The organism is Zhongshania antarctica (assembly GCF_014202945.1).
In the GTDB taxonomy this organism is placed as follows: Bacteria; Pseudomonadota; Gammaproteobacteria; order Pseudomonadales; family Spongiibacteraceae; genus Spongiibacter; species Spongiibacter antarcticus.
This window is the reverse complement of sequence record NZ_JACHHW010000007.1, coordinates 53,302-78,621: the sequence shown is the minus strand read 5'-3', so window position 1 is coordinate 78,621 and position 25,320 is coordinate 53,302. Positions and strand designations below refer to the sequence as shown.

Here is a 25,320-nt window from a genome sequence, read left to right as displayed (position 1 = left end):
TTAGCAAAAAAGCCCACAGTGAATTATCACTGCGGGCTTTTTTAATTCAGCCTTATCCCTGCTCTCAGCGAGTAATATACCAACAGTAGTGGATTGGCTTACCGCCACGCGAAAAGTCTTCATCGAGGGACCATCGCGTCCGGTCTTCCATTTTATAACGACTAGATAAGTCTTGGTCTAAAATAAAATCGCGCTTATTGGTAGAGAATATCAATAAGCCCTCTGGCGCCAACAGCGCCATTGCATCATTAATTAATTCACTGTGATCACGCTGAATATCTAAGACATCATCCATACGCTTAGAGTTTGAGAACGTCGGCGGATCCAATAATATAAGGTCGTACTGATCTTTACAGTCTTTCATCCAACGGCGGCAATCACCGTGCTCTGTACGATGCCGCGATTCACTCAAACCGTTTAGCGACAAATTACGTCGCGCCCACTGCAAATAGGTGTGAGACATATCCACTGAGGTCGTGACCTTAGCGCCACCGATACCCGCCTGCACCGAGGCAACCGCAGTGTAACTAAACAAATTTAAAAAACGTTTATTCTTCGCTCTTGCCGCAATATCAAGACGCACCGGGCGGTGATCTAAAAACAAACCGGTGTCCAAATAGTCATGCAGATTAACCAAAACCTTGGCTTGGCCTTCTTTAAGCTCCATAACCGTATTGCGTGGTGCTTGACGCTGATATTGATCTTTACCGCGCTGACGACGACGCTCCTTAACGGCAATATTGTTGGCGGAGACATTGAATACTTGGCTCACCGCCTCAATCACTTCGCGCAAGCGACGCTCAGCATCTTCCTCCGGCACCGAGACTGGCGCCATGTATTCGGCAATATGCACCGCGCTGCCGTAGCAATCGACTGCGACGGCGTATTCCGGCATATCTGCGTCATAAACCCGAAAGCATTCAATGCCGTTTTTAGTCCGCCATTTCGATAGACGCTTTAAATTTTTACGCAGGCGATTGGCAAACATTTGTCCGCCGGAGGTCAGCTGCAGCGCTTCCGCAGTGCTCTCTTGCTGAACATCAGGACGACGCTCTCGCACTTGCGCCTCTGGCCCAATATTGAACAGCAGTAACTTGGCGGGAATGGTGCCGTTGAGCAATTGATATTGCTTGTAACTGCGAATCCCCATGCGCTTACCCAAATCGGCATTGCCCGTAAAGACCGCCCCCTGCCAGCCGCTAAAGTGCGCCAACATCGATTGCCCTAAATGACGATACAAATGCAGCAGTTCCGCCTGCTCGCCCAAGCGCTCACCATACGGTGGGTTCGTAATTAATAGGCCGTGATCCAACTCGCGGTGTGTTGGCTTAGCCAACTGAGCGAGCTCCCGCCGAGAGACTTTAATGAAACGCTCCAAACCCGCGTTTTCTATATTTTCCTGCGCTTGAGCAACAATTTTACCATTGGCATCGTAGCCGCGAATTTCTGGCCACTCCCGCGTTAAGGCTAAACTGCGGTGAGCCTCAGCTTGCTCAACAATCCCCTCCCACAGCGCCTGATCATGGTCTAGCCAGCCTCGAAAGCCCCAGCGCTGACGCAGCAAACCCGGCGCAATATTCATGGCCATCATTGCGCCTTCAATAAGCAAAGTGCCGGAGCCACACATGGGGTCAATTAACGCTCCCGCGCGACTCGCAATACCTGGCCAATCGGCGCGAAGCAACAGTGCCGCCGCCAAGTTTTCCTTGAGCGGCGCCATCGCACCACTGGAACGGTAACCGCGACGGTGCAAACTTTCACCAGACAAGTCGATACAAGCCGTGATTTGCCCCCGATTTAAACGAATATTAATGCGAATATCTGGCGTATTTTTATCAACACTTGGTCGCGCCTCGCCTCGAGCCAGGAAATAATCGACAACCGCGTCCTTACTTTTTAAGGCGCCAAAATGGCTGTTGCGAATTTCGTCCGTCTGGCCATTAAAGTCGACGCTAATACTATTACTGGCCAACATGTGATCCTGCCAATCGATAGCAGACAATCCTTGATAGAGATCATCGGCACTCTCACCGCGAAACTCCGACAGTATCAACATTACACGGTTGGCCAAACGCGACCACAAACACAGGCGATACATCGCCGCGAGATCGGCGTTAAAAATCATCGCGCCGACGGTTTCCCGCAACGGCTCACCACCTAAGCTCGCGATTTCTGCCGCAAGCAACTGCTCCAGACCTTTAGGGCAGGTGGCGATAAAAGAACGCTTTTGACTCATAAAACCTCTGGGGAGAACTAGTAGTAAATTTAAATTCTTTTACAAACAATAGCATACCGTCTTATACGACCTGCTTCTAAAAGACTATATGCATATAAGCAATAGGTCTTCGACGAGCACCATGAAAGTTTGATTACATGGGGTTCCCACCGCGATAAGTCTCGCGATGGTGCCAGAAAACTGGGTTAGGCGCACTGACGATAACCCAGAGCGACATGTTGACTATAATGCTGGAGGCGTATGCCCAATGAGAAGACAGAAACGCGACATGACCGAAAGAGCTTACCAACGCGGCTATCAGGCCGGTATAGCTGGAAGACAAAAAGACAACTGCCCACATAATCAAGACCAACTCAGACAGGAATGGCTAACCGGCTGGCGAGAAGGCCGAACCGACCACTGGGATGGCATCGACACCGCTACCGCGCTTGAAAAACAAGCAATCCACTGACACCACGACAAACCCTTGACCATCACCATTCAAAAGGCCCTTGCGGGCCTTTTTTGTGCCTGTCTAACGCGACTTCCGACCGCGCCCGCCCTCTGGCGCGCTCAGCGGCGCCGGCATATCCGCCATTTGGTATACCGTGGCAATTTCAGGGTCACTCAATTCCGTCCACTGCCCTACTTTGACCTTGGAGGGTATAAAAACCGAACCATAGCGGACGCGCTTCAAGCGGTTGACCTGTAAACCTTGAGACTCCCACAAGCGGCGAACTTCCCGGTTTCGACCTTCCATAATTACCACGTAATACCAGTGATTAAAGCCTTCACCGCCGCCGTCAGCAATGTCGGCAAACTTAGCTAAGCCGTCTTCTAACTGCACGCCATCGCGCAATTGCTGCATCATCGCAGGGGTTGCGCTACCCATGACTCGGCATAAGTACTCCCGCTCAATTGTCGTTGAGGGGTGCATCAGCTTATTTGCCAGATCGCCATCGGTCGTAAATAACAGCAAACCGGTAGTATTAAAATCCAGTCGGCCAACCGAAATCCAACGCTCGCCCTGTAGACGGGGAAGACGATCAAACACCGAGCGCCGCCCCTCAGGGTCTTTACGGCTGCAGATTTCGCCCTCAGGCTTGTTATAGAGCAGTATTCGCGGTCTGGCAGCAGCGCCTTCAATGCGCAGCGGTTTTCCGTCGAGCTGAATCTTTACACCCACCGCGACCCGATCACCCAAGCCAGCCACCCGGCCATCGACGGTCACTCGGCCCTCGCTGATGACTTTTTCCATTTCTCGGCGCGAACCTAAACCAGCGCGGGCCAGAACTTTTTGTAGCTTTTCATCAGTTGGTATCATTAAAGAAGGGTCTCGGGTGGGAAATTTGGGTCACGGTTGTCGTCGTCAGCATCGCCATTTTCGGCGACGCTGAGCTTGAGCTCGACACTGTCGCTGGCGTCGTCATTCAAGGCTAAATCACTGTTTTCGTCATCACCATGTTCATCGCTGGCGTCTGCTTCAGACTCAGCATTATCTGCGGTGGGACTAAACTCGCCGGTGTCGAGATCCAGCTCACCATTGAGGGTGTCTAAATCGGCAATATCGGCGAGGCTGGGCAATTCATCTAAATTGCGCAAATTAAAATAATCTAAAAATTTTCGGGTTGTGGCATACATTGCTGGGCGCCCCGGCACGTCTTTATGGCCAACCACCCTAACCCACTCCCGCTCGAGCATGGTTTTAATAATCTGCGAACTTACCGCCACGCCACGAATATCTTCGATATCGCCACGGGTGATTGGCTGGCGATAAGCTATCAAGGCTAATGTTTCAAGCATCGCCCGCGAATAGCGCTGTGGCTTTTCCTCCCAGAGGCGGCCAACCCAGGGCGCAAGGTCTTCACAAACTTGCATGCGGTAACCGCTAGCAACCACTTTGAGTTCAAAGCCACGACCATCGCAATCTTCTGCAATTGTCTTCAAGGTATCCAAAATATCGGGCGTGGTTGGTCTGTCCTCAGGATCAAACAGCTCGCTGAGCTGCTGCACTGAGAGCGGGCGACCAACCGCCATAAGCGCGGCTTCTAAAATACGTTTTAATTGTTGTTGCTCGAGCATTAGATCACTTTCGCTTTCACGTGAATGGGGCCAAAAGCTTCGGATTGCACTATTTCAACCAGCGACTCTTTAATCAATTCCATAATCGCCAGAAAAGTCACCACCACGCCCAAACGCCCCTCTTCCGCCTTAAACAGGCTAACAAAAGGTACAAAACTGTCGGAACGCAGCGCGGCAAGTACTTCTGACATGCGCTCGCGGGTAGACAGTTTTTCACGTTGCACTTGGTGGCTTTCAAATAAATCAGCGCGGCGAAGCACGTCGCCGAGCACCAGCATCAGTTCCTTAAGATCGACATCGGGCTCTGCCCGGCGTTTTTCCGCAGCGGGGGGATCAATTAGCGCAATATAATTATCCCGGCCAATACGAGGAAGCTGATCAATACTTTCAGCGGCTTGCTTAAAACGCTCATATTCCTGGAGACGCCGAATTAGCTGCGCGCGGGGGTCTTCCTCATCGTCAAGCGCTTCCGCTGAACGAGGCAATAACATCCGCGATTTTATTTCAGCAAGCATCGCCGCCATCAGAAGATATTCTGAGGCCAACTCAAACTGCATGGCACTCATCATATTCACGTATTGCATATACTGTTCAGTAATTTGCGCAACGTTGATCTCTAAGATGTCCAGATTCTGGCGTTTTATCAGGTAAAGAAGGAGATCCAGCGGGCCTTCAAAAGCCTCGAGAAAAACCTCAAGCGCCTCAGGTGGGATATATAAATCTTTAGGGATTTCAGTAAGCGCTTTGCCTTGTACTACCGCAAAGGGCATCTCCCCTTGCTGGGACTGCTGACGAATAGCTTTTAAGCTAATAATTTCCAGAGGCGCAATTGGTGGCTCCACAACTGGTTCCAAACGCCCAGCGCGGAGATCTGCCGCCAATGAGGCATCATCTGCTGCGCTTTGTACAACCGCGTCGGGCTGCTGTTCTGTCTGCTCGTCTTGCACTGTTACTGAGATCTCACGATATCATCCACCAAGGGCGCGATTATACGTGGATCTGGCCGCCGGTCACAGTGAATCCTCGAATTGACTGACATCACCGAGGCCTCTGCGTATTATTACCGGAACTTCGTCCACCAAATCGATGACTGAGGTTGCTTCCATGCCGCAATAGCCACCGTCAATTACCAAATCGACTAGGCCACCGATCGTATCGCGAATATCATAGGGGTCTGTCATCGGCAGCTCTTCACCTGGCAGTATCAAGCTTACACTCATCAAGGGCTCACCAAGCTCCGCCAGCAAATCCAAACAAATTTGATTAGCGGGCACCCGCAAACCCACACTTTTACGCTTGGGCTGCAGCAAGCGCTTCGGCACCTCGGGGGTAGCCCGCAAGATAAAAGTGTACGGCCCCGGAATGTGGGCTTTTAATAGACGAAATGCAGAATTATCAACCTTCGCATAGGTGCCCAGCTCAGAGAGATCACTGCACATCAAGGTAAAATTATGTTTGTCGTCGAGACGACGAATAGCCCGCACCCGCTCCAGGGCGTTTTTATCCCCCAAATGGCAACCCAAGGCATACGCAGAATCAGTTGGGTAAGCCACCACCCCGCCGCCGCGAATAATATCGGCTGCCTGCTTTATCAATCTGGCCTGTGGGTTTTCGGGGTGTATCTGAAAAAATTGGCTCACTGCAGCCTCCAATAATTATATTCCAATCGATCTATTGCGTGCACCAGCGATCCCAAACGGCCTTGCAGGGCGCAATGATTTTCGCGTCGCAACCCAATTCAGACCAACTGCTAGGGTTATGGAAATCACTACCGGCAGAGGCTTCCAGCTCAAACTGCTGACAAAGCTGTCGAAGATACGCCAAGTCTTGATTAGAAGGCTTGCCGTTACACACTTCCAAGCCTTCGCCACCCACTTCTTTAAACTCGGTCAGCATGCGCCGCAACTTCGCATTCGTCATTTTATATTGCAGCGGATGCGCCATAACCGCGACGCCACCCGCTTCACGAATCCAGCTAACAACTTCGCCCAAATCGGGCCACACAGCCTTAATATCACCTAATTTACCGGAGCCGAGGTACTTATCAAAGGCCGCCGCCATTGAGCTGACATGCCCCTCGGCCACCAAAAATCGAGCAAAATCCGGACGACCAATTGCTCGCCCCGCCGCCAGCTCTGCGGCAGCTTCATAACTGCCGACAAAACCTAGTTTATCCAAGCGCTGACCGATAACCTGGGCGCGCGAATCTCGTGCGTTGCGCTGTCCCTCTAGCTCGCTAACAAACGCGGGAGCCATAATATCAATACCCAAACCGAGCACATGGATATTCACACCGGACCACGTGCACGACAACTCTATTCCGGCCAGCAACTGCATTCCATCGCCAGCCTCACCCTTAAGCGCGGCAAAACCGGCAACGGTGTCATGATCGGTGATCGCCAACAATTGCACACCCCGCTCACGAGCACGCTGAACCAACTCCAAGGGCGAAAGTCCACCGTCAGAAGCCGTCGTGTGAGTGTGTAAATCAACAATCAAAGCTAATCCCCTTGGAGGCTAGTGATGGATTTTGAAAATAGGTATAGTGGGCGGATTATCACTGCCCTGCCGCGGTGACGCAACAGCAGGTCGCGTTAATCAATCATTACCCGCTAAACAGCAAGCCCACATTAGGATCCAATATGCCGGAACAGGCGCCAAATAAACAACGACACAGTGTCATCGTTAACCTGTTGTTCAATATCGTTATCCCCACCTTAATACTGACCAAACTCAGTAGCGAGGTGTATCTTGGCCCCCGCTATAGCATCATAATTGCCCTAGCCTTCCCGCTTGGCTTCGGTTTTTACGACTTTGTAAAAACCCGCCGCGCCAATATGTTTGCAATTTTGGGCTTTATCAGTGTCCTGCTAACTGGTGGCATCAGCCTATTAGAGCTCGATGCAGGGTATATCGCCATCAAGGAAGCAAGCATCCCAGCGCTTATTGGCCTCGCGACGCTAATTTCACTTTATACCCCCTACCCGCTGATAAAAACCTTTATCTTTAATGATGAAATTATCGACACTGAAAAAGTTACCAACGCACTCAAGCAACACAATAGCAACGCGCTATTCCAAAAGGCATTGCAAACCGCGACCTATATGATTGCCTTTTCGTTTTTCTTGTCTGCCATCCTCAATTACGCGCTTGCCAAAATATTACTTATCAGTCCACCTGGCAGTGCGGAATACAGCGCTGAACTCGGCAAAATGACTGGCCTAAGCTTTCCTGTTATCGCCCTGCCCTGCACGATAGTCATGTTAGGTGCGATGTTTTATCTGGTAAAGCGCATAGAAAAGCTCACATCGCTGAGCTTTGAAGAAATTTTCAGACTTAACTAGGAATACTCATGCTATACGCCGTAATCAGCGAAGATGTAAGCAATAGTCTAGCCAAACGCCTAGAGGCGCGCCCAGATCATATTGCCCGCTTGCAAGACTTAAAAAGCCAAGGCCGCCTGGTCATGGCGGGGCCGCACCCCGCCATCGACACTGAAGACCCTGGCGAAGCGGGTTTTACTGGCAGCCTGATTATTGCTGAGTTTCCAAGTTTGGCCGATGCCCAGCATTGGGCCGATACCGACCCCTATATTGCAGCCGGCGTATACGCCAAAGTCACCGTCAAACCCTATAAAAAGGTTTTGCCCTAAAAGTAAGAAAATTGAAGTAAGCCTCCAAGTGCTTTATTCTTTATTTTTTAATCGTTTATTGCAGCTTATTAACGTGGAAAATCCAGTGAAAAAATCGATTATCGTCGGCGCATCATTTCTCCTACTAAGCGTAGGTAGCATGGCCTTAGCAGAAACTCGCTACATCAGCGACAAGATATACGTGCCCTTGCGCGTCGGCGATAGCACTAAACACCGCATCATTCATCGCGGCCTGCCCAGTGGCGAAAAACTCGAATTACTCGAAACGAACGAAGACAGTGGCTACTCTCGGGTAAAAACTGACCGCGGTGTTGAGGGTTGGCTGCCGAGTCACTACTTGGTTGAAAATCCCGTTGCTCGGACCTTACTAACCGCAGCAAAACAACAAGTCGCCGAACTCTCGAACACTAACAAAGAGCTCCGTGAACAACTAAAAAACACCACCCAAAGCAGCACTCAAACCAATAACATCGTCAGCGAACTTGAGCAGGAAAACACCGCGCTCAATGAAGAGCTTGGGGAAGTCAAACGAATATCAGCAAACGCGATCAAGCTAGACGAGGACAACAGACGCTTGTTGGAATCCAATCAAATGCTCAGTAGCGAAGTCGACGTTTTAAAAACCGACAATGCCCGGTTACGAGAAAACAAAGAAAACGAATTTTTCTTAAACGGCGCTTTTGCCGTTTTAATTGGCGTTATGATCACATTGATCATTCCAAAAATGATGCCAAAAAGACGCTCTGATTGGAGTTGAGAATGATGCGCTATTTGTCGGCACTAGTAATTGTTTTAGGTTTACTGTTACCCACTACTGGCCACAGTCAGACCAACGCGAATCCCGTAGTGATTATAGAGACCAGCAAAGGCAGTATTACTGTTGAGCTATATGCCGACAAAGCGCCAATAACTGTTGAGAACTTTCTAGGCTATGTTCGCAGCGATTTTTATAATGGCACAATATTTCACCGCGTTATTCGACGCTTTGCGGTGCAAGGTGGCGGCTTCACTCCAGACCTCGTTGAAAAAGACAATGGTGACCCGATCATTAACGAGTCTAAAACGAGCAAACTGAGCAATGAACGCTGGACCATTGCAATGGCCAGGACCAACGATCCAAATAGTGCGCAATCTCAATTTTATTTTAATATGGGCATGAATCTGAATCTCGACGCCAGAATGGGCAGAGACGGTTACGCCGTATTTGGAAAGGTCATAGACGGACAAAACGTTGTTCGCGACATCGCTGTAAGCCGCACTCACAGCGTTGGTGGCTTCGATGATGTTCCCGTCGAACCCATCTTAATCACGAATACCAGTATTAAACAGGCAAGTGGTGTCCAGCAACCATAATCCATGCGCACTAGCGCAAGGGATCTACCGTGACAGACTTAAGTATTAATTTAAATAAAATCGCGCTAATCCGAAACTCTCGAGATACTGACTATCCGAGCGTAACGCTCCATGCTGCACGCTGTATTGCCGCAGGCGCTCACGGGATTACCGTACACCCCCGACCAGATCAGCGCCATATTCGGGTAAGCGACTGCTTTGAGCTCGCAGAGATGTTAAATGTTGAATTTAATATCGAAGGAAACCCCTTTGCACCAGCAATGAAGTCCTCACGCAAAGACGTTGCTGACTACCCCGGCTTTATGGAAATCATTCGCCAAATACGCCCAGCCCAGTGCACCTTAGTACCCGATAGCGACGCCCAATTAACGTCGGATCACGGCTTTGATCTGCATCGTGACGGCGAACGCCTAAAGCCAATTATTAGCGAATTAAAAGACCTTGGCGTGCGGGTGAGCTTGTTCATGGACCCCGAGCCAGAGCAAATCCGATTAGCAAAATCGGTGGGCGCAGACCGAATAGAGCTCTACACCGGCCCTTACGCTGAAGCCTTCGGCACAAGCCAACAAGATGCAGTCTTACAGAAATTCATCGACGCAAGCATTCTGGCCGGCGATATTGGCCTCGGACTGAATGCAGGTCACGATCTAAACTTACACAATTTATTATTATTTAAAAACAGCGTAAGCCAATTAAGCGAAGTGTCTATTGGCCATGCTTTCACCGTAGACGCCATCGAGATGGGCCTAGATGCGTGTATAAAGGCGTATTTACGCTGCCTTTACTAAACACAGTAGCCAGTAAATTCGCTACAGCTACCTTCAAAATGGGCAGCTGCAGCGAAACTAGCGATCAAAAGACCTTTTTCACCACAAAATAGAAGTCAGCCTCCAAGCGCTCAAGCTCGGCGTCGGACGCAAAACCATCATCTGCCAGCGGTCTCGCTACAACGGCATCCAAGTTAACGCCCCAGCCCAAATCAGCTGAAACACGTACGCCGGCGTCGGCAATACTGCGCTCGTCACCTGCCGCACCTGCGGCATTTTCAAACCATGCCGCGCCGTATTCAGCAAATACGGCGGCAGTTACATCAATACCCGCCACAACAACTTTATGCTGCAAGCTCAGATCACCGAAATAACCCGAGTCCCCTGACATTACGCCGGGCAAGTAGGCGCTAATAGACTTCATGCCGCCTAAAACCCACTGCTGCTGCTGAGGTAATTGCTCATCGGCATACTGGGCAAAAACACTGGCGTTCAGTTCAGTCTCTTTCGACAAGGGAAGCTTCGCGGCAATACGCGGCAGAATCGTTACAAATTCAGCGGTGCGCGCTGTAGGAACCACAGATGATGACGTTGGGTTCGCTGCTAAATATTCCGCGTAAGTGCCGAGCGTGCCGCTGTCGCCAGTGATCCCCGCTTTTACCGACAGCTGCGCTGACCAGCGAAATTTAGTATCGCCAATCGCTTCCGCGGAGAAATACTTAGCACCCAATTCGAGCGTGCCGTATTTCTCATCTTGTAAGCTACCGACACCACTAACATCAAGCTGAGAATCGATGTATTCAAGGCGCTCGAACAAATTTATGCGATACGTTAAGTCACTCGCTAATACTTGCTCGCCACTCAGCGAAACAACATTGATATCTGCCTCTAAATCATAACTCTGCCCTGCGGTAGATGCCCCAGGAGCGCATAAGCCCAAAGCTGAAAGTAAGTCACAGATCGCACCGGCCCCGCCAGTCGTCGAACTGCTTGAACTAGAACCAAGTTGCTGAGTATATTCAGTATGGCTCACTGTTATTCCGTAAAGCCCTGAAGAAAACGGTTTGTCCGCGGCGATTTGAATCCGATGATAATCCTCACCGTCGCGCGACTCACCCAAATCGGTAAACGCCGTTTGATAACCAACACCAACGCGACTCCCGTCATCAAAATTATGGCTGACACCAACGTCACCAAAATAACGACCAACATAGCGGCTACCTTGATTACCGAATTGCAGATAAACGTCAGTGGCATCAAAATCTTCAACTGGCGTTGCATCAAATACTAGGCTCGCAACTTCCGGATGATTTTCATCCACAACAAATCTCGCAGAATAATCAACACCGGTGCGCAGGCTTTTTACATTCGCCATCACGCGGGCACGCTCGAACTCGGCGCGCGTTAAATCAGTATCGCCCTCTAATCCGGTAAAGTACTGAGCAACACCCTCGCCTTCCACTGAGGTCAATGCCGCTTGAACGGCATGAACATGGACAACACTGCCCTCCGGCGCATACTCCATTGACACCAATAAGTGGCCTTTCCGCAGCGCTAAAGAACTCATCAAAAAGATGGTCTGTGACGGCGTTTTGGCGGTACTAAAAATAGTGCCCAGCTCGCCCTCAGTTAAATAATGATCTCCAGTTACCCGCAACTCATAACCGTTTACTAAGCCAACATAGGGCGCACTTGCACCAGCGGCTGCAGCTGTAATCTCGGTGACAGTCGTCAAATGCGGCGGTAACGCAGGAGGAAAATCAATAGCCATAATCTATTCCTTAAATATGCTTTGAATTAAGTGTTTATCAAACAGAGGAAGCCTGCCATGCAAACAGGGAGCAACAAACGCTCCCATCATCGGCCTCGGATAATTCGTCCCTTTTGTCTATTTGCTTAGATTTTCTTGCTTGATTGACTGAAAGCTTTCCACATCGAGTATATTCAACTCAACACGGCGATTTTCTGCACGACCGACTGGATCATCGCCACCATCATCGTTGGCATTTGGCGCGACCGGCACGCTCTCACCGTAACCACGGTACGCTAAACGCAGGTCGTCAATGCCCGCGTCAATCAGGTAGCTGTATACGGCACGCGCGCGAAGATAAGACAAACGCATATTATATTCGTCACTGCCCTTCGAGTCGGTATGCCCGTCAACAGCAACTAAGGATTCCGGCTGCGCAGCCAAAACACGCACTGCATGCTCCAAAATCGGTAAAGATGCAGGCGTTAAATCCGCCTTATCAAATTCAAAATTAACACCACGTAAAACCAGCGGAGCATCTTCTGTTAGATGGCAGCCGGTTAAAAACACCGGCGTATTTGCCGGGGTATCAAGGCATTCATCACGGTCATCGCACACACCATCGCCATCGACATCAGCACAAGCGTCCAGCATAGCCAATTGCAGCGGCGCCGCGCAGCCAACAGAACCTGCCGCAGTACAACTTCCGTTGTTATCACCGCCATTTCCATTCGTTCCGGTAGCAGGCTCATTGACAGCAACAACGGCAATCAAACCGCCCTGACCTGAACCGGGGCCATTTAGCGCACCAGCACCGATAACACCGCCATTTCCGGAGTTTTCGCCATTGAGCACACCAACCGCAATAGTGTCTGAGTTACCTGAATTCGCGCCGTTCAACGCGCCAACGCCGGCAAGCACCGCATTCCCTGAATTGTCCCCATTTAAAACCGCAATACCAGCTGTGTCGCCATTACCCGAGTTAGCACCATTTAGTATTGCGACACCCGCGTTTTCGCCATTGCCAGCATTGTCGCCGTTCAACAGCGCAACACCTAAATTACCGCCATTACCGGTGTTGTCACCACCCAAAATACCGGCCGCGATTGCATCACTATTTCCTGAATTACTTCCGGACAATGCCGCCACACCAAGCGCCCCGCCATTGCCGCTACCAGCGCCGCCCAACAGGCTAACGCCAGCGTATTCACCGTTGCCAGAATTACTGCCAGACAAAATCGCCACACCGATCGCACCACCGTTACCGCCAGAACCCGAGTCAAGTAAAGACAGGCCCAACAGTCCGTTTTCAGCGCCATCAATAACCAGTCCGGAGCTTTGCGCTAAACCAGGTAGTTCGAAGCCTGCGGGTATACCGTCGAGCACACCAACCAGCCCTTCGATGATTAGGCCTTCAGGCCCAACCAAACCACGAAGCTGAGTCGCAAAACCGGTGTCATAGGTTAAACCTAATGCATCCAATAGTTCACTTAGACCAAGTGCATCCAGCGGCATCATGGTTTCAGAGTCAGTATTATTGCCGGTCCCGGTGAGTTCCCCAGAGCCGCCCAAGGTCGCACCGACATCGTCTTCTGAGTTTAATAAATCGACACCAAGAAAGTCATTATCCCCGGTACCGATAGGGTCGAGCACCGACGCACCTATCGTGCCCACGGTCGATCCAACCTCAGAGAACAGCTGCGGTAAACCGAGGGAATTTAGTAGATCTGTTAGAGCATCTGCAGACGCTAATGATGCCGACATTCCTGCCGAAATAATAAGCGAAACAGACAACAGTCTGCGAATAGACTTCATTTGGCAACTCCATTTGTAAAAAAAGAAAATAACAATTCAGGATTTAAATTTTCAGGGGCCTTCAATTCAATATCGTGACTAATCACTACAGACGTCAGGATTTCCCCTTGATGGCATTAGCAAAGTAGTTGAGAAGCTATTTTTCTCGACACGCAGAAACAACACTTTGCATAGACACTATTGCAAAGTGCACATTTAAAAAAACAGGAATAGATGTACTTAACGTCGCCTCGCTTTCGCAAAACATAGGTACTTTCCTTGTAGGCAGTAACTTCTACTGTAATTTGAACGTCACTGTTCAATTCCCAATCCTAAAGATCACACTGCACAAGCATTAGCAGGAAACCATTAAGTGGCACAACATTTACGTTAGGAAAAAGCATCTTAATGCAATTGTATTAAGATATGAGAAAAAGCTATCTTTACATCTGTGATTATGTGATATATGTGATGATGATCACACTTTTATCGCCAGGAAATGTTGACAAAGTCACACTACAAAGGAATTGAGAAATAAACGTTTGCTATAAAAAGACTTTGAGCATTAGCGCCAAAAACTCAAAAAGGTGATAAATATTTTATATGCGGCAGCACCTAGGCTGTAGTTAGCACAAAATTACGATATATAGAGTAAGAAAAGGGGATATTTAAATTTCGAGGGAGGAGAAAATGCTATATTTCGAGTAACTGGCACGTGAGCGCGCCAGCTACCATTAACAAGAAAAGATTAAAATATTTTCTTAACCGTAAAGAAAAAATCGGCTTCAAATACTTTCAGCGCGGAGGAACTCGCAAAACCATCATCAGCTAAGGACCGCGCCATTACGGCATCCAATTGCACATCCCAACCCAAATCAGCACTGAATTTGACACCGGCATCAACAATGCTCCGCGTCTCACCCTCGAGACCTGAGGCATTTTCGAACCATGCCGCCCCGTATTCAACAAAGACCTCCGGCTCTACATCAATACCGAGTACAGCAATCGTTTTGGCGTAATCTAACTTACCGTAGTAACCTGAGTCACCCGATAAAACACCCGGCAAATAAGCACTAATTGAACCCATACCGCCCAGCACCCACTGCTGCTGCTGGGGCAATTGCTCATTGGCGAGCTGAGCCATGACGTTAAGCCGTAAATTTCCGCTATCAGCAAGCGGGAGCTTGGCCGTAAAGCGCGGCAATACGGTAACAAACTCCGCTGTTCGCGCAGCCGGGACTACCTGGGGCGCACTTGTCGCACCGGGATTGTTACTCAAATACTGAGCGCGATACGCAGGGTAAGTCCCTAAGCTACCGCTATCGCCGGTTAATCCGGTTTTAACTGAAAGCTGGGCAGACCAGCGCAAAGACTTTGGCCCGCGCAGGTCAGCGGCAAAATACTTAGCACCGACTTCAAGGGTTGCGTACTTTTCGTCTTGTAAATTACCAAAAACACCCACGTCAATTTGTGAGTCGATATAGTCGATACGCTCGAACACATTTAGCCTTGAGCTTAAATCGCTGGCCAAGACCTGCTCGCCAGATACACCAAGCGTATTGATTTTGGCGTCTAAACCTACGTTTTGAGTACTGGTCGTGGTGGCTGAGCTAGGACTGCATAAACCGAGCATACCCAATGCATCACAAATTGGATCCGAGCCCGACGCTGTCGTTGTTGAGTTCGTCGTACTGCCTAGATCTTGTGAATACTCAGTGTGCCCGGCACTGATACCGTACAAGCCTTGCGCAAACGGACGATCTGCGGCTAACTGAATACGGTAGTAATCTTCGCCGTCGCGAGATTCGCCTAAATCGGTAAACGCTGTCTCTAAACTCCCGGTGGCGCGACTACCATCTTTAAAATTATGGCTGAGTCCAACATCACCAAAATAACGCCCAACGTAACGACTACCTTGATTGCCAAATTTCAACACCAAATCAGTGGCGTCGTAATCCTCACGGGGCTCACCAGAAAACACCATAACAACACGCTCAGGCGCATTTTCATCGACGACATAACTAACCGAATAATCAACGCCTGTACGCTCACTGCGCACGTTAGCCATCACTCTAGCGCGATCAAACTCGCCCCGAGTTAGACTTGGATCATCTTTTAAGTCCGTAAAAAACGCACTTATTTCGCCGCCCTTAAATCCCGTAATGCGGGCCTGAAGAGCGTGAACATAAATAACATTGCCCTCTGGCGCATACTGTATAGAAACCAACATATGCCCTTTTCTAAGCGCCGCCGAACTCATCAGAAAAATTGCCTGTGATGGCGTTTTTGCCGATTTAAAAATCTTATCCAATTCGTCGCGGCTCAATTGGTGGACACCGGAAACGCGAACTTGGAATCCATTCACCAAACCTTGATAAACACTACCCGTGCCCGCCCACTCAGCAATCTGCGCTACGCTCGCCTGTTGCGGAGGAAGCGCGGAAGGAAAATCAATTGCCATATCATCGTCTCTAAACAATAAAAGCCAAGGGAGACCACTCCCAAAAAATAAGCGTTAGTGCTTATGCGCTAGCGCCGACACACCTCAACGCTGCGACAAGTTTTCTTCTTTCACCGCCTCAAAAACAGCGGGCTGCAGAACATTTAGTTCTACGCGACGGTTTTCTGCACGCCCCTCAGGATTGTCGCTGCCGTCTTCGTTTGCGTTCGCTGCAACCGGAACATTTTCCCCGTAGCCACGAAATACCAAGCGATTCTCCTTAATTCCAGCATCAACCAAATAGTGGTAAACCGTTCTCGCACGCTTATATGACAAGCGAATATTATAGCTATCGCTGCCCATCCAATCGGTGTGGCCGTCTACCGCAACCAGAAAATCAGGCTGAGCATTTAACACTTTCACGGCTTGCTCCAAAATCGGATACGACTCTGCGGTTAAGTCCCATTTATCAAATTCAAAATTAACGCCACGCAGCACCAGCGGCGCATCCTCAGACAAATGACAGCCCGTTAAAAAGACCGGCATATCGGCGGGCGTATTTAAACACTCGTCTAACTCGTCGCACACACCGTCTAGATCAGCGTCTTTACACGAATCCAACAACGCCAAAGCGCCAATATCACCGCAGCCCACGCCGCCTGATGCAGAACAGCTACCATTATTGCCCACACCGCCGCCATTACTATTTGGCCCGAGCGGCGCATTGGCAACGGCAAGCGTAATTAAACCACCAGAACCTGAGCCTGGGCCGTTTAAAACCCCTGCACCGACCACGCCGCCATTGGCGGAATTGGCGCCGTTTAAGATACCCACGGCAACGGTGCCCGAGTTCCCTGAATTGGCGCCATTTAATACCGCGACACCAGCCAGCTCGGAATTACCGGAATTCGCCCCGCCAAGCACCGAGATACCGGCGCTGTCGCCGTTGCCCGACCCACTCCCAGAGAGCACCGCCACACCGGCACTACCACCGTTACCGGAATTATCGCCAGACAGAACCGCGATCCCAACCGCCTCGCCATTACCCGATGAGCTAGCACCCAAAACTGCCAAACCAACGGGCTGATCACTCAATCCTGGCAGAGGTGCATTTGAACCCACTGCAGTGCCAATTTGCCCAGCACCGTCTTTAACACCGGCCGCCGCTGGCGCAGTAATTGATCCGTCTGGCCCAATAACGGCACGAATTCGGTCGGCACTACCACTTTCATAGCTTAAACCGGATTCATTAGCCGCCTCGGAGCCGCCGAGCTCATCCAAGGGAATTGCCGTACCGGAGCCGGTCTTATTGCCAAATCCTGTCACCTCTTCTGAATTCGCGGTTAAGCCGAAATCATTCTCAGGGTTGAGCACATCTAGCCCTAGAAAATCGTTATCGCCGGTGCCGACGGGATCCAGCACCGAGCCGCCAACCGTACCTACCGATTCACCGAATTCGGAAAAGAGCGCTGAAAGCCCTAGCGAATTTAAAAAATCAGTCATTGCATCAGCCTTGGCCACATTTGTTGTTAACAGCATAGGGGCCATTAACAACGCACTCACCAGCACAGCTACTAGATACCGACGAACAGATCTCATGCCAAACTCCACACCCAATACAATGAAATTGCAACTGGACGCCAGCCAAAGCCTTTACCCAGACACGAACCTTAGGCACCGCAAAATTCCGCTATATAAAGCGGTTATTTGATACCCAAAACGTAATACAAATGAAAAACCACAGCGACGAATGCGCTATTTTCAGATCCTCGCCGCCAGTTTTAAACTGCCGCCAAAACGCGCCTATCATAGGTTAAGCGCCGGAATACGCAATAGGCCCGATCACTAGTACAATGTGAATATTCCATAATTGCGGTGCAGGTAGGGATCTAGCATTAAAGGACAAGACGGCGGGCCAAATTGATATAATCAAAACCAGAGAACGACAATTCCGCTAGCAAGAGTTTGGAATATTAATTTGAAGGGAGGTTCAGATCTGCAATGCTTAGCAACTCGAAGTAAGTGACTTCGGCAATGCGTGTATTAAATAATGGGGTGGCCGACGGGGCTTGAACCCGCGACAACAGGAATCACAATCCTGGACTCTACCAACTGAGCTACGGCCACCATTGGGGGTACTACAAAGGGTACTACAAACCTGTAAGTGGTGCGCCCGACAGGATTCGAACCTGTGACCGACGGCTTAGAAGGCCGTTGCTCTATCCAGCTGAGCTACGGGCGCAAAATCGCCTTAACTGAGATACGAAAAATGGTCGGGGTAGAGAGATTCGAACTCCCGACATCCTGCTCCCAAAGCAGGCGCGCTACCAGACTGCGCTATACCCCGTTTTTCGTTTCCCGTATGCCTCGCTACAGGAGGTGGGCATAATACGCAGCAGTCCTGTTTCCGTCAACGCTTTTAACGAAATTATTTCATTTCATTTGTTGGCCTGCCGTTTCGCGCCATGCGACAATAACACCTTCATTTGAATCACCTTTTTTTGAGACTACTTGACATGGCAGCTCTGATCTTAGATGGCAAAACACTGGCGGCAAGCTGGGAAGAACAACTGGCAGCGCGGGTTACCGCCCTCAAGAATAGCTGTGCAGGTAGAAGCCCTATATTAGCGACAATATTGGTTGGCGATGACCCCGCCTCCGCCACCTACGTAAAAATGAAAGGCAATGCCTGCCGCCGCGTTGGCATGGAATCACTCGCCGTAGAAATGCCTGGAGCCACCACCACCGAGCAGCTGCTGGCCAAAATAAATGAGTTAAACAACAACCCTGACATACACGGCATTTTGCTCCAGCACCCAGTGCCAGAACAAATTGACGAGCGCGCCTGCTTTGACGCCATTGCACTGCATAAAGACGTCGACGGCGTTACCTGCCTCGGCTTTGGCCGTATGGCCATGGGTGAGGACGCCTATGGTTGCGCAACTCCTAAAGGCATCATGCGCATATTAGAGCACTACAAAATCGCCATGGAAGGGAAACACGCCGTTGTAGTGGGTCGCAGCGCCATTCTAGGCAAACCCATGGCCATGATGTTATTAGAGGCCAACGCCACGGTTACCATTTGTCATTCCCGCACCCAAAACCTGCCCGAACTCATTAAACAAGCCGACATTCTCGTCGGCGCTGTTGGCAAACCCGAGTTTATTAAAGCCGAGTGGATTAAAGATGGCGCGGTTGTCATTGACGCTGGCTACCACCCAGGCGGTGTCGGTGATATCGAGCTTGGACCTTTAGCAGACCGCGTCAGCGCCTATACACCCGTTCCTGGCGGTGTAGGCCCCATGACCATTAACACCTTGATCTTCCAGAGTGTCGATTCCGGCGAAAAGGCTCTAGGCTAAGCCGGACACACATTATGGGCCGTATCAAAACCCCCAAGAAAATTAATACTAGCCAAAAAATAGCGCGCAGAATCTTAAGTGAGGTACTGCAGCTGTTTTTCTGGGTGATGAACACCCTGCGCTTTAAAAATCAGCTGGCTATTGAACGGCCCTGTGTAATGGCGGTCTATCACGATGAATTAATGCCGCTCATTCACTACTTTCGAGATGAAGACGTTACCGCCATTGCTTCGCAAAATCACTTCGGTTACTCCATCGCCAAGGTCATGGAGCGTTACGGCTATGAAGTCGCCCTTGGCTCGCGTAGCCGCGGCGGCATGGATGCCTTTTTTCAATTATTAAAATCGGCACGCAAAGGCAAAACTATCGCCTTCGCGGTAGACGGTTCACGTGGCCCCCGCCATGAAATGAAGCAAGGGGCAGTTATGCTGGCCCGCAAAACCAAGTTACCCCTGTATTTAATACGCGCACAGTACAGCGGCGTGCGTCTGGAAAGCACCTGGGACAAGACAAAACTCCCCAAGCCCTTTACAAGTATTAGCTTTAATTATGAACGCTTCCCTATGGAAGACTATGCCAACGAAGCAGATATAAATATTGTGGTGGCCGAGGCACAAAAGCGCCTACTCGCATTGCAAGCTGATGATTACGGAATCACTAAATGATTTTAAGCCGCAAATACCGCATATTACTGTTTTTGGCTTACGCGCTCGTAATTACCGTGATGTCTTTGCTCCCCGCACAACAAAGCCCGGCACTGGGCGTTTGGGATAAGTTTCAGCACTTTGGCGCCTACCTATTATTTATGATGCTGGCCTACCCCTTAGCGAGCAACCACCGCTGGCGGATCGCTAGCAGTATTGGCATCATCGCGTACAGCATTGCAGTGGAATACGCCCAACAGCTCTCCCCCGGCAGACATACATCGTATGAAGATGCATTCGCCAATAGCCTCGGGGTGATCAGCGGCTACCTGCTCACTTGGCTTCTTATGCATTTCACAATGCGTATGAGTAAGTGAGCCTAGATGCTATAAAAAACAGCAAGGATTTAATCCCTACGCCAGGTAGTTCCCTCTCGGCTATCTTCTAGGATCACGCCCTGCGCTTTAAGTGAGTCGCGAATTTCATCCGCACGAGCAAACTGGCGATCTTTCTTCGCCTGCACCCGCTCAGCAATCAAGGCTTCGATACTCACTTCATCTAATTGATCGGCACTGCCAGACTGCAAGAAGTCGTCAGCTTCTAACTGTAAAACACCTAAAACGGCGGCTAGCGATTTCAGGAGCTGCGCTAGCGAGCTAATAAGCTCTGCATTGCCGGCCTCTTTTGCAGTATTTAGCTCTCGCACCATATCGTACAAAACCGCAACGGCAAGCGGCACATTAAAATCATCTGCCATTGCCGCATCAAAGCGCTGCACAAAGTCATTATCTTGGGGCAAGTCCGCGTAAGAAATTAGCGTTACTGGCGGCAACCCCTTGTAAGCGTGATAGAACCGCTCCAGGTTCTGCTTCGCGATCTGCAAATTTTCTTCGGAGTAGTTAATAGCACTACGATAATGACTTGAGATCAGAAAGTAGCGGACCACTTCAGGGTGGTATTTATCCAAAATTTCACGAATGGTGAAAAAATTGCCTAAGGACTTAGACATCTTCTCATTGTCGACCCGCACCGCACCGGCATGCATCCACGTCTGTGCGTACTTCTTTCCGGTGGCCGCTTCCGACTGGGCAATTTCATTCTCGTGGTGAGGAAATACCAAATCTGGCCCACCACCATGAATATCGAAGGTCTCGCCCAAGCAGCATGTCGACATTGCCGAGCACTCAATATGCCAACCGGGACGCCCCTCCCCCCACGGCGACGACCAGCTTGTTGTACCGTCGTCAACCGCCTTCCACAGGGCGAAGTCGCGGGGATCATCCTTTGCCTCATCCACTGCAATACGGGCGCCAGACAGCAACTCATCAGGCTTTTTCCCTGATAACTTTCCATAGTCGGCGAACGACGTTACCCGATAATAAACATCACCATTGCTCGCCTGATAGGCGTGACCACTCGCAATTAAGCGCGTAATCATGGCAATAATATCGCCGATATGCGCTGTGGCGCGTGGCTCGCGGTCAGGTGCAATAATACCAAGGCGCTCAGCGTCTTCATTCATGGCCGCAATAAAGCGCTCGGTCAACGCCTCGTAAGGCTCGCCGTTTTCAGTGGCGCGACGCAAAATCTTATCGTCGATGTCGGTGATATTGCGCACGTAATTGACCTCAAACGCCTTAGCGCGCAAATATCGTGTAATAACATCAAAGGCCACCAACACCCGCGCATGCCCCAAGTGGCAGTAGTCATAAACCGTCATACCACAGACATACATGCCGATCTTGCCGTCTTGTAATGGTTTTAGCGGCTGCTTGCTGCGGCTTAAGGTGTTGTAGATTTGTATGCTCATAAGTATTCGCTTAATGCTGGACGGGAGACGGGGGCTTATCCCCGAGACCCGTAACGTAAATTTAGTTTCGCAGTTGCCCGTAATTATGCACGCTAGACCAAACGTCAGACGTCAGACGTCGGACGCCTGACCCATCACTCGCCCGACTCCTTGCTACCCCAAGTATCCCGCAGCGCAATCGCCCGATTAAACACCGGCTTATCACTGCAGTGTTCGCGCCGATCAGCAACAAAATAGCCCGTGCGTTCAAACTGAAAACGCGCTTCGGGTGCAGCGTCAGCTAAGCCCGGTTCAATCCAACAGTTTTCTAAGACCGTCAGTGAGTCTGGATTCACGTGATCTAAAAACTCTTCGCCACCACGATCCGGTGCTTCATGGGTGAACAGACGGTCATATAAGCGCACTACTGCCTGCTTACCCTGGCTTGCCGAAACCCAGTGAATAACACCTTTAGGCTTAACGCCATCTGCGGGGTCTTCACCCAAGGTGCCGTCGTCATAACTGCAATGCACTTCCGTGATATTGCCCTCAGCATCCTTAATCACGGATTCGGCCAGCAATACATAAGCACTGCGCAGGCGCACTTTTTTACCTAGGACCAGCCGTTTAAACTTCTTATTGGCTTCTTCCCGGAAGTCCTCGCGCTCAATATACACTTCGCGACCAAAGGGCAGCGTGCGCTCGCCAAGGTCATCGCGGTTCGGATGACCCGGTGCGGTGAGCTGTTCAAGCTTATCTTCTGGGTAGTTAGTAATGACCAATTTCAGCGGATCCATCACACACATGGCCCGCGGCGCGTTTTTGTCGAGGTCATCGCGAATCGCGTGCTCCAGCATGGCCATATCAACCACGCCTTCACTGCGCGCCACGCCGACCATATCGCAGAAATTGCGCAGGGCTGTGGCGGTATAGCCACGACGCCGCATACCCGCAATGGTCGGCATCCGCGGGTCATCCCAGCCATCAACCACCTTCTCGTCCACTAGCATTTTTAGCTTGCGCTTACTGGTCACGGTGTAATTGATGTTTAAACGAGCAAATTCATACTGTTTAGGCTGAGCTGGCACAGGCAAATGCGCCAAAAACCATTCATATAAAGGGCGGTGATCCTCAAACTCTAAGGTGCAGATTGAGTGCGTGATCCCTTCCAAGGCGTCGGACTGACCGTGAGTAAAGTCGTAGTTGGGATAGATACACCAGTTGTCGCCGGTCTGATGGTGGCTAACCTTGCGAATCCGATAAATGATGGGATCGCGCAAATTAATATTAGGGGCAGCCATATCAATTTTAGCGCGTAACACTTTGCTTCCCTCATCAAACTCACCGTCGCGCATTCCGGCAAACAGGGCCAAGTTTTCTTCTGGACTGCGATCACGGTAAGGGCTATTACGGCCGGGCTCGGTAAGGGTGCCACGATATTCTCGGGCCTCATCGGCACTTAAATCGCAAACGTAGGCATGGCCCGTGCTGATTAAATGCTGGGCGTACTCAAACAAGGTGTCGAAGTAATCAGAGGCATAGCGGATCGGACCTGACCACTCATAGCCCAACCAGCGAATATCTTCCTGAATAGCATCAATATAGGCCTGCTCTTCTTTCGCCGGGTTGGTGTCATCAAAGCGCAGATGGCAACGGCCGCCAAATTGCTCTGCCAGACCAAAATTCAAACAAATCGATTTGGCATGCCCAATGTGAAGAAAACCGTTCGGCTCCGGCGGAAAGCGGGTTACCAGTTCGCCCACTAGGCGCCCACTGGCTATGTCCTCTTTAATAATAGTGCGCAGAAAATTATTGCCCGTTACTGCTGTGTCAGTCATTGAATCATTCCGTTAATCGTCATTTTCCGGCAAGCGGGCTAATGCATTCCGCTGACGGATTTGAAGCGCCACGTGCGAGGCTGGTTTCACCGAGGGACCAAAAGCCGTATTATAGCGGCTTTAAATTCTGGTTATAAGCGAGATCAGCGTAAATGATTATCTTCAAAACGAATTTCGGCGACATCAACATTGAATTAGACTTTGAAAATGCACCCAAGACCTCTGAAAACTTCAAGCAATACGTTGTTGACGGTTACTACGACGGCACCATATTCCACCGCGTAATCGACGGCTTTATGCTCCAGGGCGGCGGTTTTGAGCCTGGCATGAAGCAAAAAGCAACACGCGCCACCATTGAAAACGAAGCCGACAACGGTTTGAAAAATGACGTGGGCACCCTGTCTATGGCTCGCACCTCAGACCCACACTCAGCCAGCTCACAGTTCTTTGTTAACGTGAAAAATAACGACTTCTTGAACCACAGCAGCAAAACCATGCAGGGCTGGGGCTACGCGGTATTCGCCAAAGTCACCGACGGCATGGACGTAGTCAACAAAATCAAGGGCGTAAAGACCGGTAGCGCTGCCGGACATCAAGATGTTCCCGTAGAAGACGTCATCATCGAAAAAGCGGTTTGGGTAGACTAATCTCCCTATGACTAGCCTCTTTATCTCAGATCTTCATCTGGATGAAAATCGCCCGGATATCAGTCGGGCGTTTTTTCAATTTTTGCATAGCCACGCCAGTAAAGCCCAAGCCTTATACATACTTGGCGATTTTTTTGAAGCCTGGATTGGTGACGACGACCAATCGCCGCTTCTCGACGAAGTCAGCAGAGAACTCAAGGCGCTCACCAGCAAAGGCGTCGTCCTGTATATCATGCATGGCAATCGCGACTTTCTTATAGGCCAACAGTTCTGCGACGCCGTTGGTGCAAAACTACTCAAAGACCCCACGGTTATTGAGCTAAATGGCGAAGCCACCCTCCTGATGCACGGTGATAGCCTGTGCAGCGACGACCAAGAATATATGCAGTTTCGTAAAATGCTGCGCTCAGCCGATTGGCAGAAAGAAGCCCTAGCCAAGCCGCTGGAAGAGCGCCGCGTCATAGCGCAACACCTGCGCATGGCCAGCAGCGAGGCCAATAGCAACAAGGCCGAAGACATCATGGATGTGAACCCCAATGACGTCATACGCGAAATGCAGAGCCACCAATGCTGCCGCTTAATTCACGGCCACACCCACCGGCCAATGCGCCACCCCCTCAACATCGATGGCAAGCTCGCAGAACGCATTGTTCTCGGTGACTGGGATCGCGCCGCATGGTTCTTGATTGCCGACAGCAATGGCCTAACGCTAACAGAAATCCCCTTTTAAACGCCACGCCCTAACACCAAGCCTTCTCTCTTCAGCGCCCTAGCGGCGCTGAACTGCACCATTTTGAACATCGCCTTCGTAGCACTCTCAAATTAAGCAGCACCCATTTAGCGCACTGCGCCAGCGCAGACGCCGCACAAAAAAACCCTAACACACTGTTTTTTATAAAAATAACACTCATGGCATAGCTATTGCTAATTCCTATGCAGAACGTTCTGATCCAAAACGCAGCCCGCCAAGATTGGCGGTGTTACGAA

General features: G+C 50.3%; 23 protein-coding genes and 3 tRNA genes. 11 read left to right on the top strand and 15 right to left on the bottom strand.

Features of this window, described 5'->3' with window-relative positions; genetic code table 11:
* Window positions 1–64 precede the first annotated feature (64 nt).
* Complete coding sequence (gene rlmKL, locus HNQ57_RS13255; protein WP_184463754.1) at window positions 65–2,236, bottom strand: bifunctional 23S rRNA (guanine(2069)-N(7))-methyltransferase RlmK/23S rRNA (guanine(2445)-N(2))-methyltransferase RlmL; 2,172 nt, start codon at window positions 2,234–2,236, stop codon at window positions 65–67.
* A 247-nt stretch (window positions 2,237–2,483) separates the two neighbouring features.
* On the opposite strand from rlmKL, the gene rmf reads away from it, so the two are divergent.
* The gene (rmf, locus tag HNQ57_RS13250; protein WP_008249830.1) at window positions 2,484–2,687 is read left to right on the top strand and encodes a ribosome modulation factor; all 204 of its coding nucleotides are present in this window, start codon (window positions 2,484–2,486) and stop codon (window positions 2,685–2,687) included.
* 63 nt (window positions 2,688–2,750) lie between these two features.
* Here the strand turns inward: rmf and rluB are convergent, their stop codons facing one another.
* The 5 genes from rluB to HNQ57_RS13225 form a co-directional block, all read right to left on the bottom strand.
* Window positions 2,751–3,539, bottom strand: a complete 789-nt coding sequence (gene rluB, locus HNQ57_RS13245; RefSeq protein ID WP_184463752.1) for a 23S rRNA pseudouridine(2605) synthase RluB — start codon at window positions 3,537–3,539, stop codon at window positions 2,751–2,753.
* Window positions 3,539–4,297, bottom strand: a complete 759-nt coding sequence (gene scpB / locus HNQ57_RS13240) for an SMC-Scp complex subunit ScpB (RefSeq protein WP_184463750.1) — start codon at window positions 4,295–4,297, stop codon at window positions 3,539–3,541. The genes rluB and scpB overlap by 1 nt, the downstream gene beginning before the upstream one ends.
* Window positions 4,297–5,244, bottom strand: coding sequence for a segregation and condensation protein A (locus HNQ57_RS13235; RefSeq protein WP_184463748.1), 948 nt, complete (start codon window positions 5,242–5,244; stop codon window positions 4,297–4,299). Before HNQ57_RS13235 ends, scpB begins: the two co-directional genes overlap by 1 nt.
* 63 nt (window positions 5,245–5,307) lie before the next feature.
* On the bottom strand, window positions 5,308–5,937 hold the full coding sequence (locus HNQ57_RS13230; RefSeq protein WP_008249822.1) for an L-threonylcarbamoyladenylate synthase: 630 nt from the start codon (window positions 5,935–5,937) through the stop codon (window positions 5,308–5,310).
* A gap of 31 nt (window positions 5,938–5,968) precedes the next feature.
* On the bottom strand, window positions 5,969–6,796 hold the full coding sequence (locus tag HNQ57_RS13225; RefSeq protein WP_184463746.1) for a PHP domain-containing protein: 828 nt from the start codon (window positions 6,794–6,796) through the stop codon (window positions 5,969–5,971).
* Between the two features lie 143 nt (window positions 6,797–6,939).
* Between HNQ57_RS13225 and HNQ57_RS13220 the strand changes: the two genes are divergently transcribed.
* The 5 genes from HNQ57_RS13220 to HNQ57_RS13200 all read left to right on the top strand — a co-directional run bounded on the left by HNQ57_RS13220 (window position 6,940) and on the right by HNQ57_RS13200 (window position 10,090).
* Window positions 6,940–7,641 (top strand): VC0807 family protein, encoded by a 702-nt coding sequence (locus HNQ57_RS13220; RefSeq protein WP_184463744.1) that lies wholly within the window; start codon window positions 6,940–6,942, stop codon window positions 7,639–7,641.
* A gap of 8 nt (window positions 7,642–7,649) precedes the next feature.
* A complete protein-coding gene (locus HNQ57_RS13215) occupies window positions 7,650–7,949 on the top strand; it encodes a YciI family protein (RefSeq protein WP_184463742.1) in 300 nt (99 codons plus the stop codon).
* 85 nt (window positions 7,950–8,034) lie between these two features.
* Window positions 8,035–8,706: a TIGR04211 family SH3 domain-containing protein gene (locus HNQ57_RS13210; protein WP_184463740.1), complete on the top strand. Its 672-nt coding sequence runs from the start codon at window positions 8,035–8,037 to the stop codon at window positions 8,704–8,706.
* Between the two features lie 2 nt (window positions 8,707–8,708).
* The gene (locus tag HNQ57_RS13205; RefSeq protein ID WP_226968220.1) at window positions 8,709–9,302 is read left to right on the top strand and encodes a peptidylprolyl isomerase; all 594 of its coding nucleotides are present in this window, start codon (window positions 8,709–8,711) and stop codon (window positions 9,300–9,302) included.
* Window positions 9,303–9,331: 29 nt separating this feature from the next.
* The gene (locus HNQ57_RS13200; RefSeq protein ID WP_184463738.1) at window positions 9,332–10,090 is read left to right on the top strand and encodes a pyridoxine 5'-phosphate synthase; all 759 of its coding nucleotides are present in this window, start codon (window positions 9,332–9,334) and stop codon (window positions 10,088–10,090) included.
* Window positions 10,091–10,154: 64 nt separating this feature from the next.
* On the opposite strand, the gene HNQ57_RS13195 is transcribed toward HNQ57_RS13200, so the two are convergent.
* The 7 genes from HNQ57_RS13195 to HNQ57_RS13165 all read right to left on the bottom strand — a co-directional run bounded on the left by HNQ57_RS13195 (window position 10,155) and on the right by HNQ57_RS13165 (window position 18,400).
* Entirely contained in the window at window positions 10,155–11,840 is a 1,686-nt protein-coding gene (locus HNQ57_RS13195; protein WP_184463736.1) for a ShlB/FhaC/HecB family hemolysin secretion/activation protein, read from the bottom strand.
* A 117-nt stretch (window positions 11,841–11,957) separates the two neighbouring features.
* Window positions 11,958–13,634, bottom strand: coding sequence for an OmpA family protein (locus HNQ57_RS18080; RefSeq protein ID WP_184463735.1), 1,677 nt, complete (start codon window positions 13,632–13,634; stop codon window positions 11,958–11,960).
* A gap of 727 nt (window positions 13,635–14,361) precedes the next feature.
* A complete protein-coding gene (locus HNQ57_RS13185; protein ID WP_184463733.1) occupies window positions 14,362–16,074 on the bottom strand; it encodes a ShlB/FhaC/HecB family hemolysin secretion/activation protein in 1,713 nt (570 codons plus the stop codon).
* An 84-nt stretch (window positions 16,075–16,158) separates the two neighbouring features.
* Complete coding sequence (locus HNQ57_RS13180) at window positions 16,159–17,652, bottom strand: OmpA family protein (RefSeq protein WP_184463731.1); 1,494 nt, start codon at window positions 17,650–17,652, stop codon at window positions 16,159–16,161.
* A 452-nt stretch (window positions 17,653–18,104) separates the two neighbouring features.
* Window positions 18,105–18,180 (bottom strand) — tRNA-His (locus HNQ57_RS13175).
* A gap of 38 nt (window positions 18,181–18,218) precedes the next feature.
* Window positions 18,219–18,295, bottom strand: a tRNA-Arg gene (locus HNQ57_RS13170).
* A 28-nt stretch (window positions 18,296–18,323) separates the two neighbouring features.
* Window positions 18,324–18,400: transfer RNA gene (locus HNQ57_RS13165), tRNA-Pro, on the bottom strand.
* A 169-nt stretch (window positions 18,401–18,569) separates the two neighbouring features.
* Between HNQ57_RS13165 and folD the strand changes: the two genes are divergently transcribed.
* The 3 genes from folD to HNQ57_RS13150 are packed head-to-tail and all read left to right on the top strand — an operon-like array spanning window position 18,570 to window position 20,436.
* Window positions 18,570–19,415, top strand: a complete 846-nt coding sequence (gene folD, locus HNQ57_RS13160; RefSeq protein ID WP_184463729.1) for a bifunctional methylenetetrahydrofolate dehydrogenase/methenyltetrahydrofolate cyclohydrolase FolD — start codon at window positions 18,570–18,572, stop codon at window positions 19,413–19,415.
* A 14-nt stretch (window positions 19,416–19,429) separates the two neighbouring features.
* Window positions 19,430–20,080, top strand: coding sequence for a lysophospholipid acyltransferase family protein (locus tag HNQ57_RS13155; protein WP_184463727.1), 651 nt, complete (start codon window positions 19,430–19,432; stop codon window positions 20,078–20,080).
* The gene (locus HNQ57_RS13150; RefSeq protein ID WP_184463725.1) at window positions 20,077–20,436 is read left to right on the top strand and encodes a VanZ family protein; all 360 of its coding nucleotides are present in this window, start codon (window positions 20,077–20,079) and stop codon (window positions 20,434–20,436) included. Before HNQ57_RS13155 ends, HNQ57_RS13150 begins: the two co-directional genes overlap by 4 nt.
* A 29-nt stretch (window positions 20,437–20,465) precedes the next feature.
* Here the strand turns inward: HNQ57_RS13150 and cysS are convergent, their stop codons facing one another.
* Window positions 20,466–21,869, bottom strand: coding sequence for a cysteine--tRNA ligase (cysS, locus tag HNQ57_RS13145; protein WP_184463723.1), 1,404 nt, complete (start codon window positions 21,867–21,869; stop codon window positions 20,466–20,468).
* A gap of 134 nt (window positions 21,870–22,003) precedes the next feature.
* Window positions 22,004–23,686, bottom strand: a complete 1,683-nt coding sequence (locus tag HNQ57_RS13140) for a glutamine--tRNA ligase/YqeY domain fusion protein (RefSeq protein WP_184463721.1) — start codon at window positions 23,684–23,686, stop codon at window positions 22,004–22,006.
* Between the two features lie 152 nt (window positions 23,687–23,838).
* On the opposite strand from HNQ57_RS13140, the gene HNQ57_RS13135 reads away from it, so the two are divergent.
* A complete protein-coding gene (locus HNQ57_RS13135) occupies window positions 23,839–24,333 on the top strand; it encodes a peptidylprolyl isomerase (RefSeq protein WP_184463719.1) in 495 nt (164 codons plus the stop codon).
* A 7-nt stretch (window positions 24,334–24,340) separates the two neighbouring features.
* Window positions 24,341–25,063, top strand: coding sequence for a UDP-2,3-diacylglucosamine diphosphatase (locus HNQ57_RS13130; RefSeq protein WP_184463717.1), 723 nt, complete (start codon window positions 24,341–24,343; stop codon window positions 25,061–25,063).
* The last annotated feature ends 257 nt before the right edge of the window (window positions 25,064–25,320 follow it).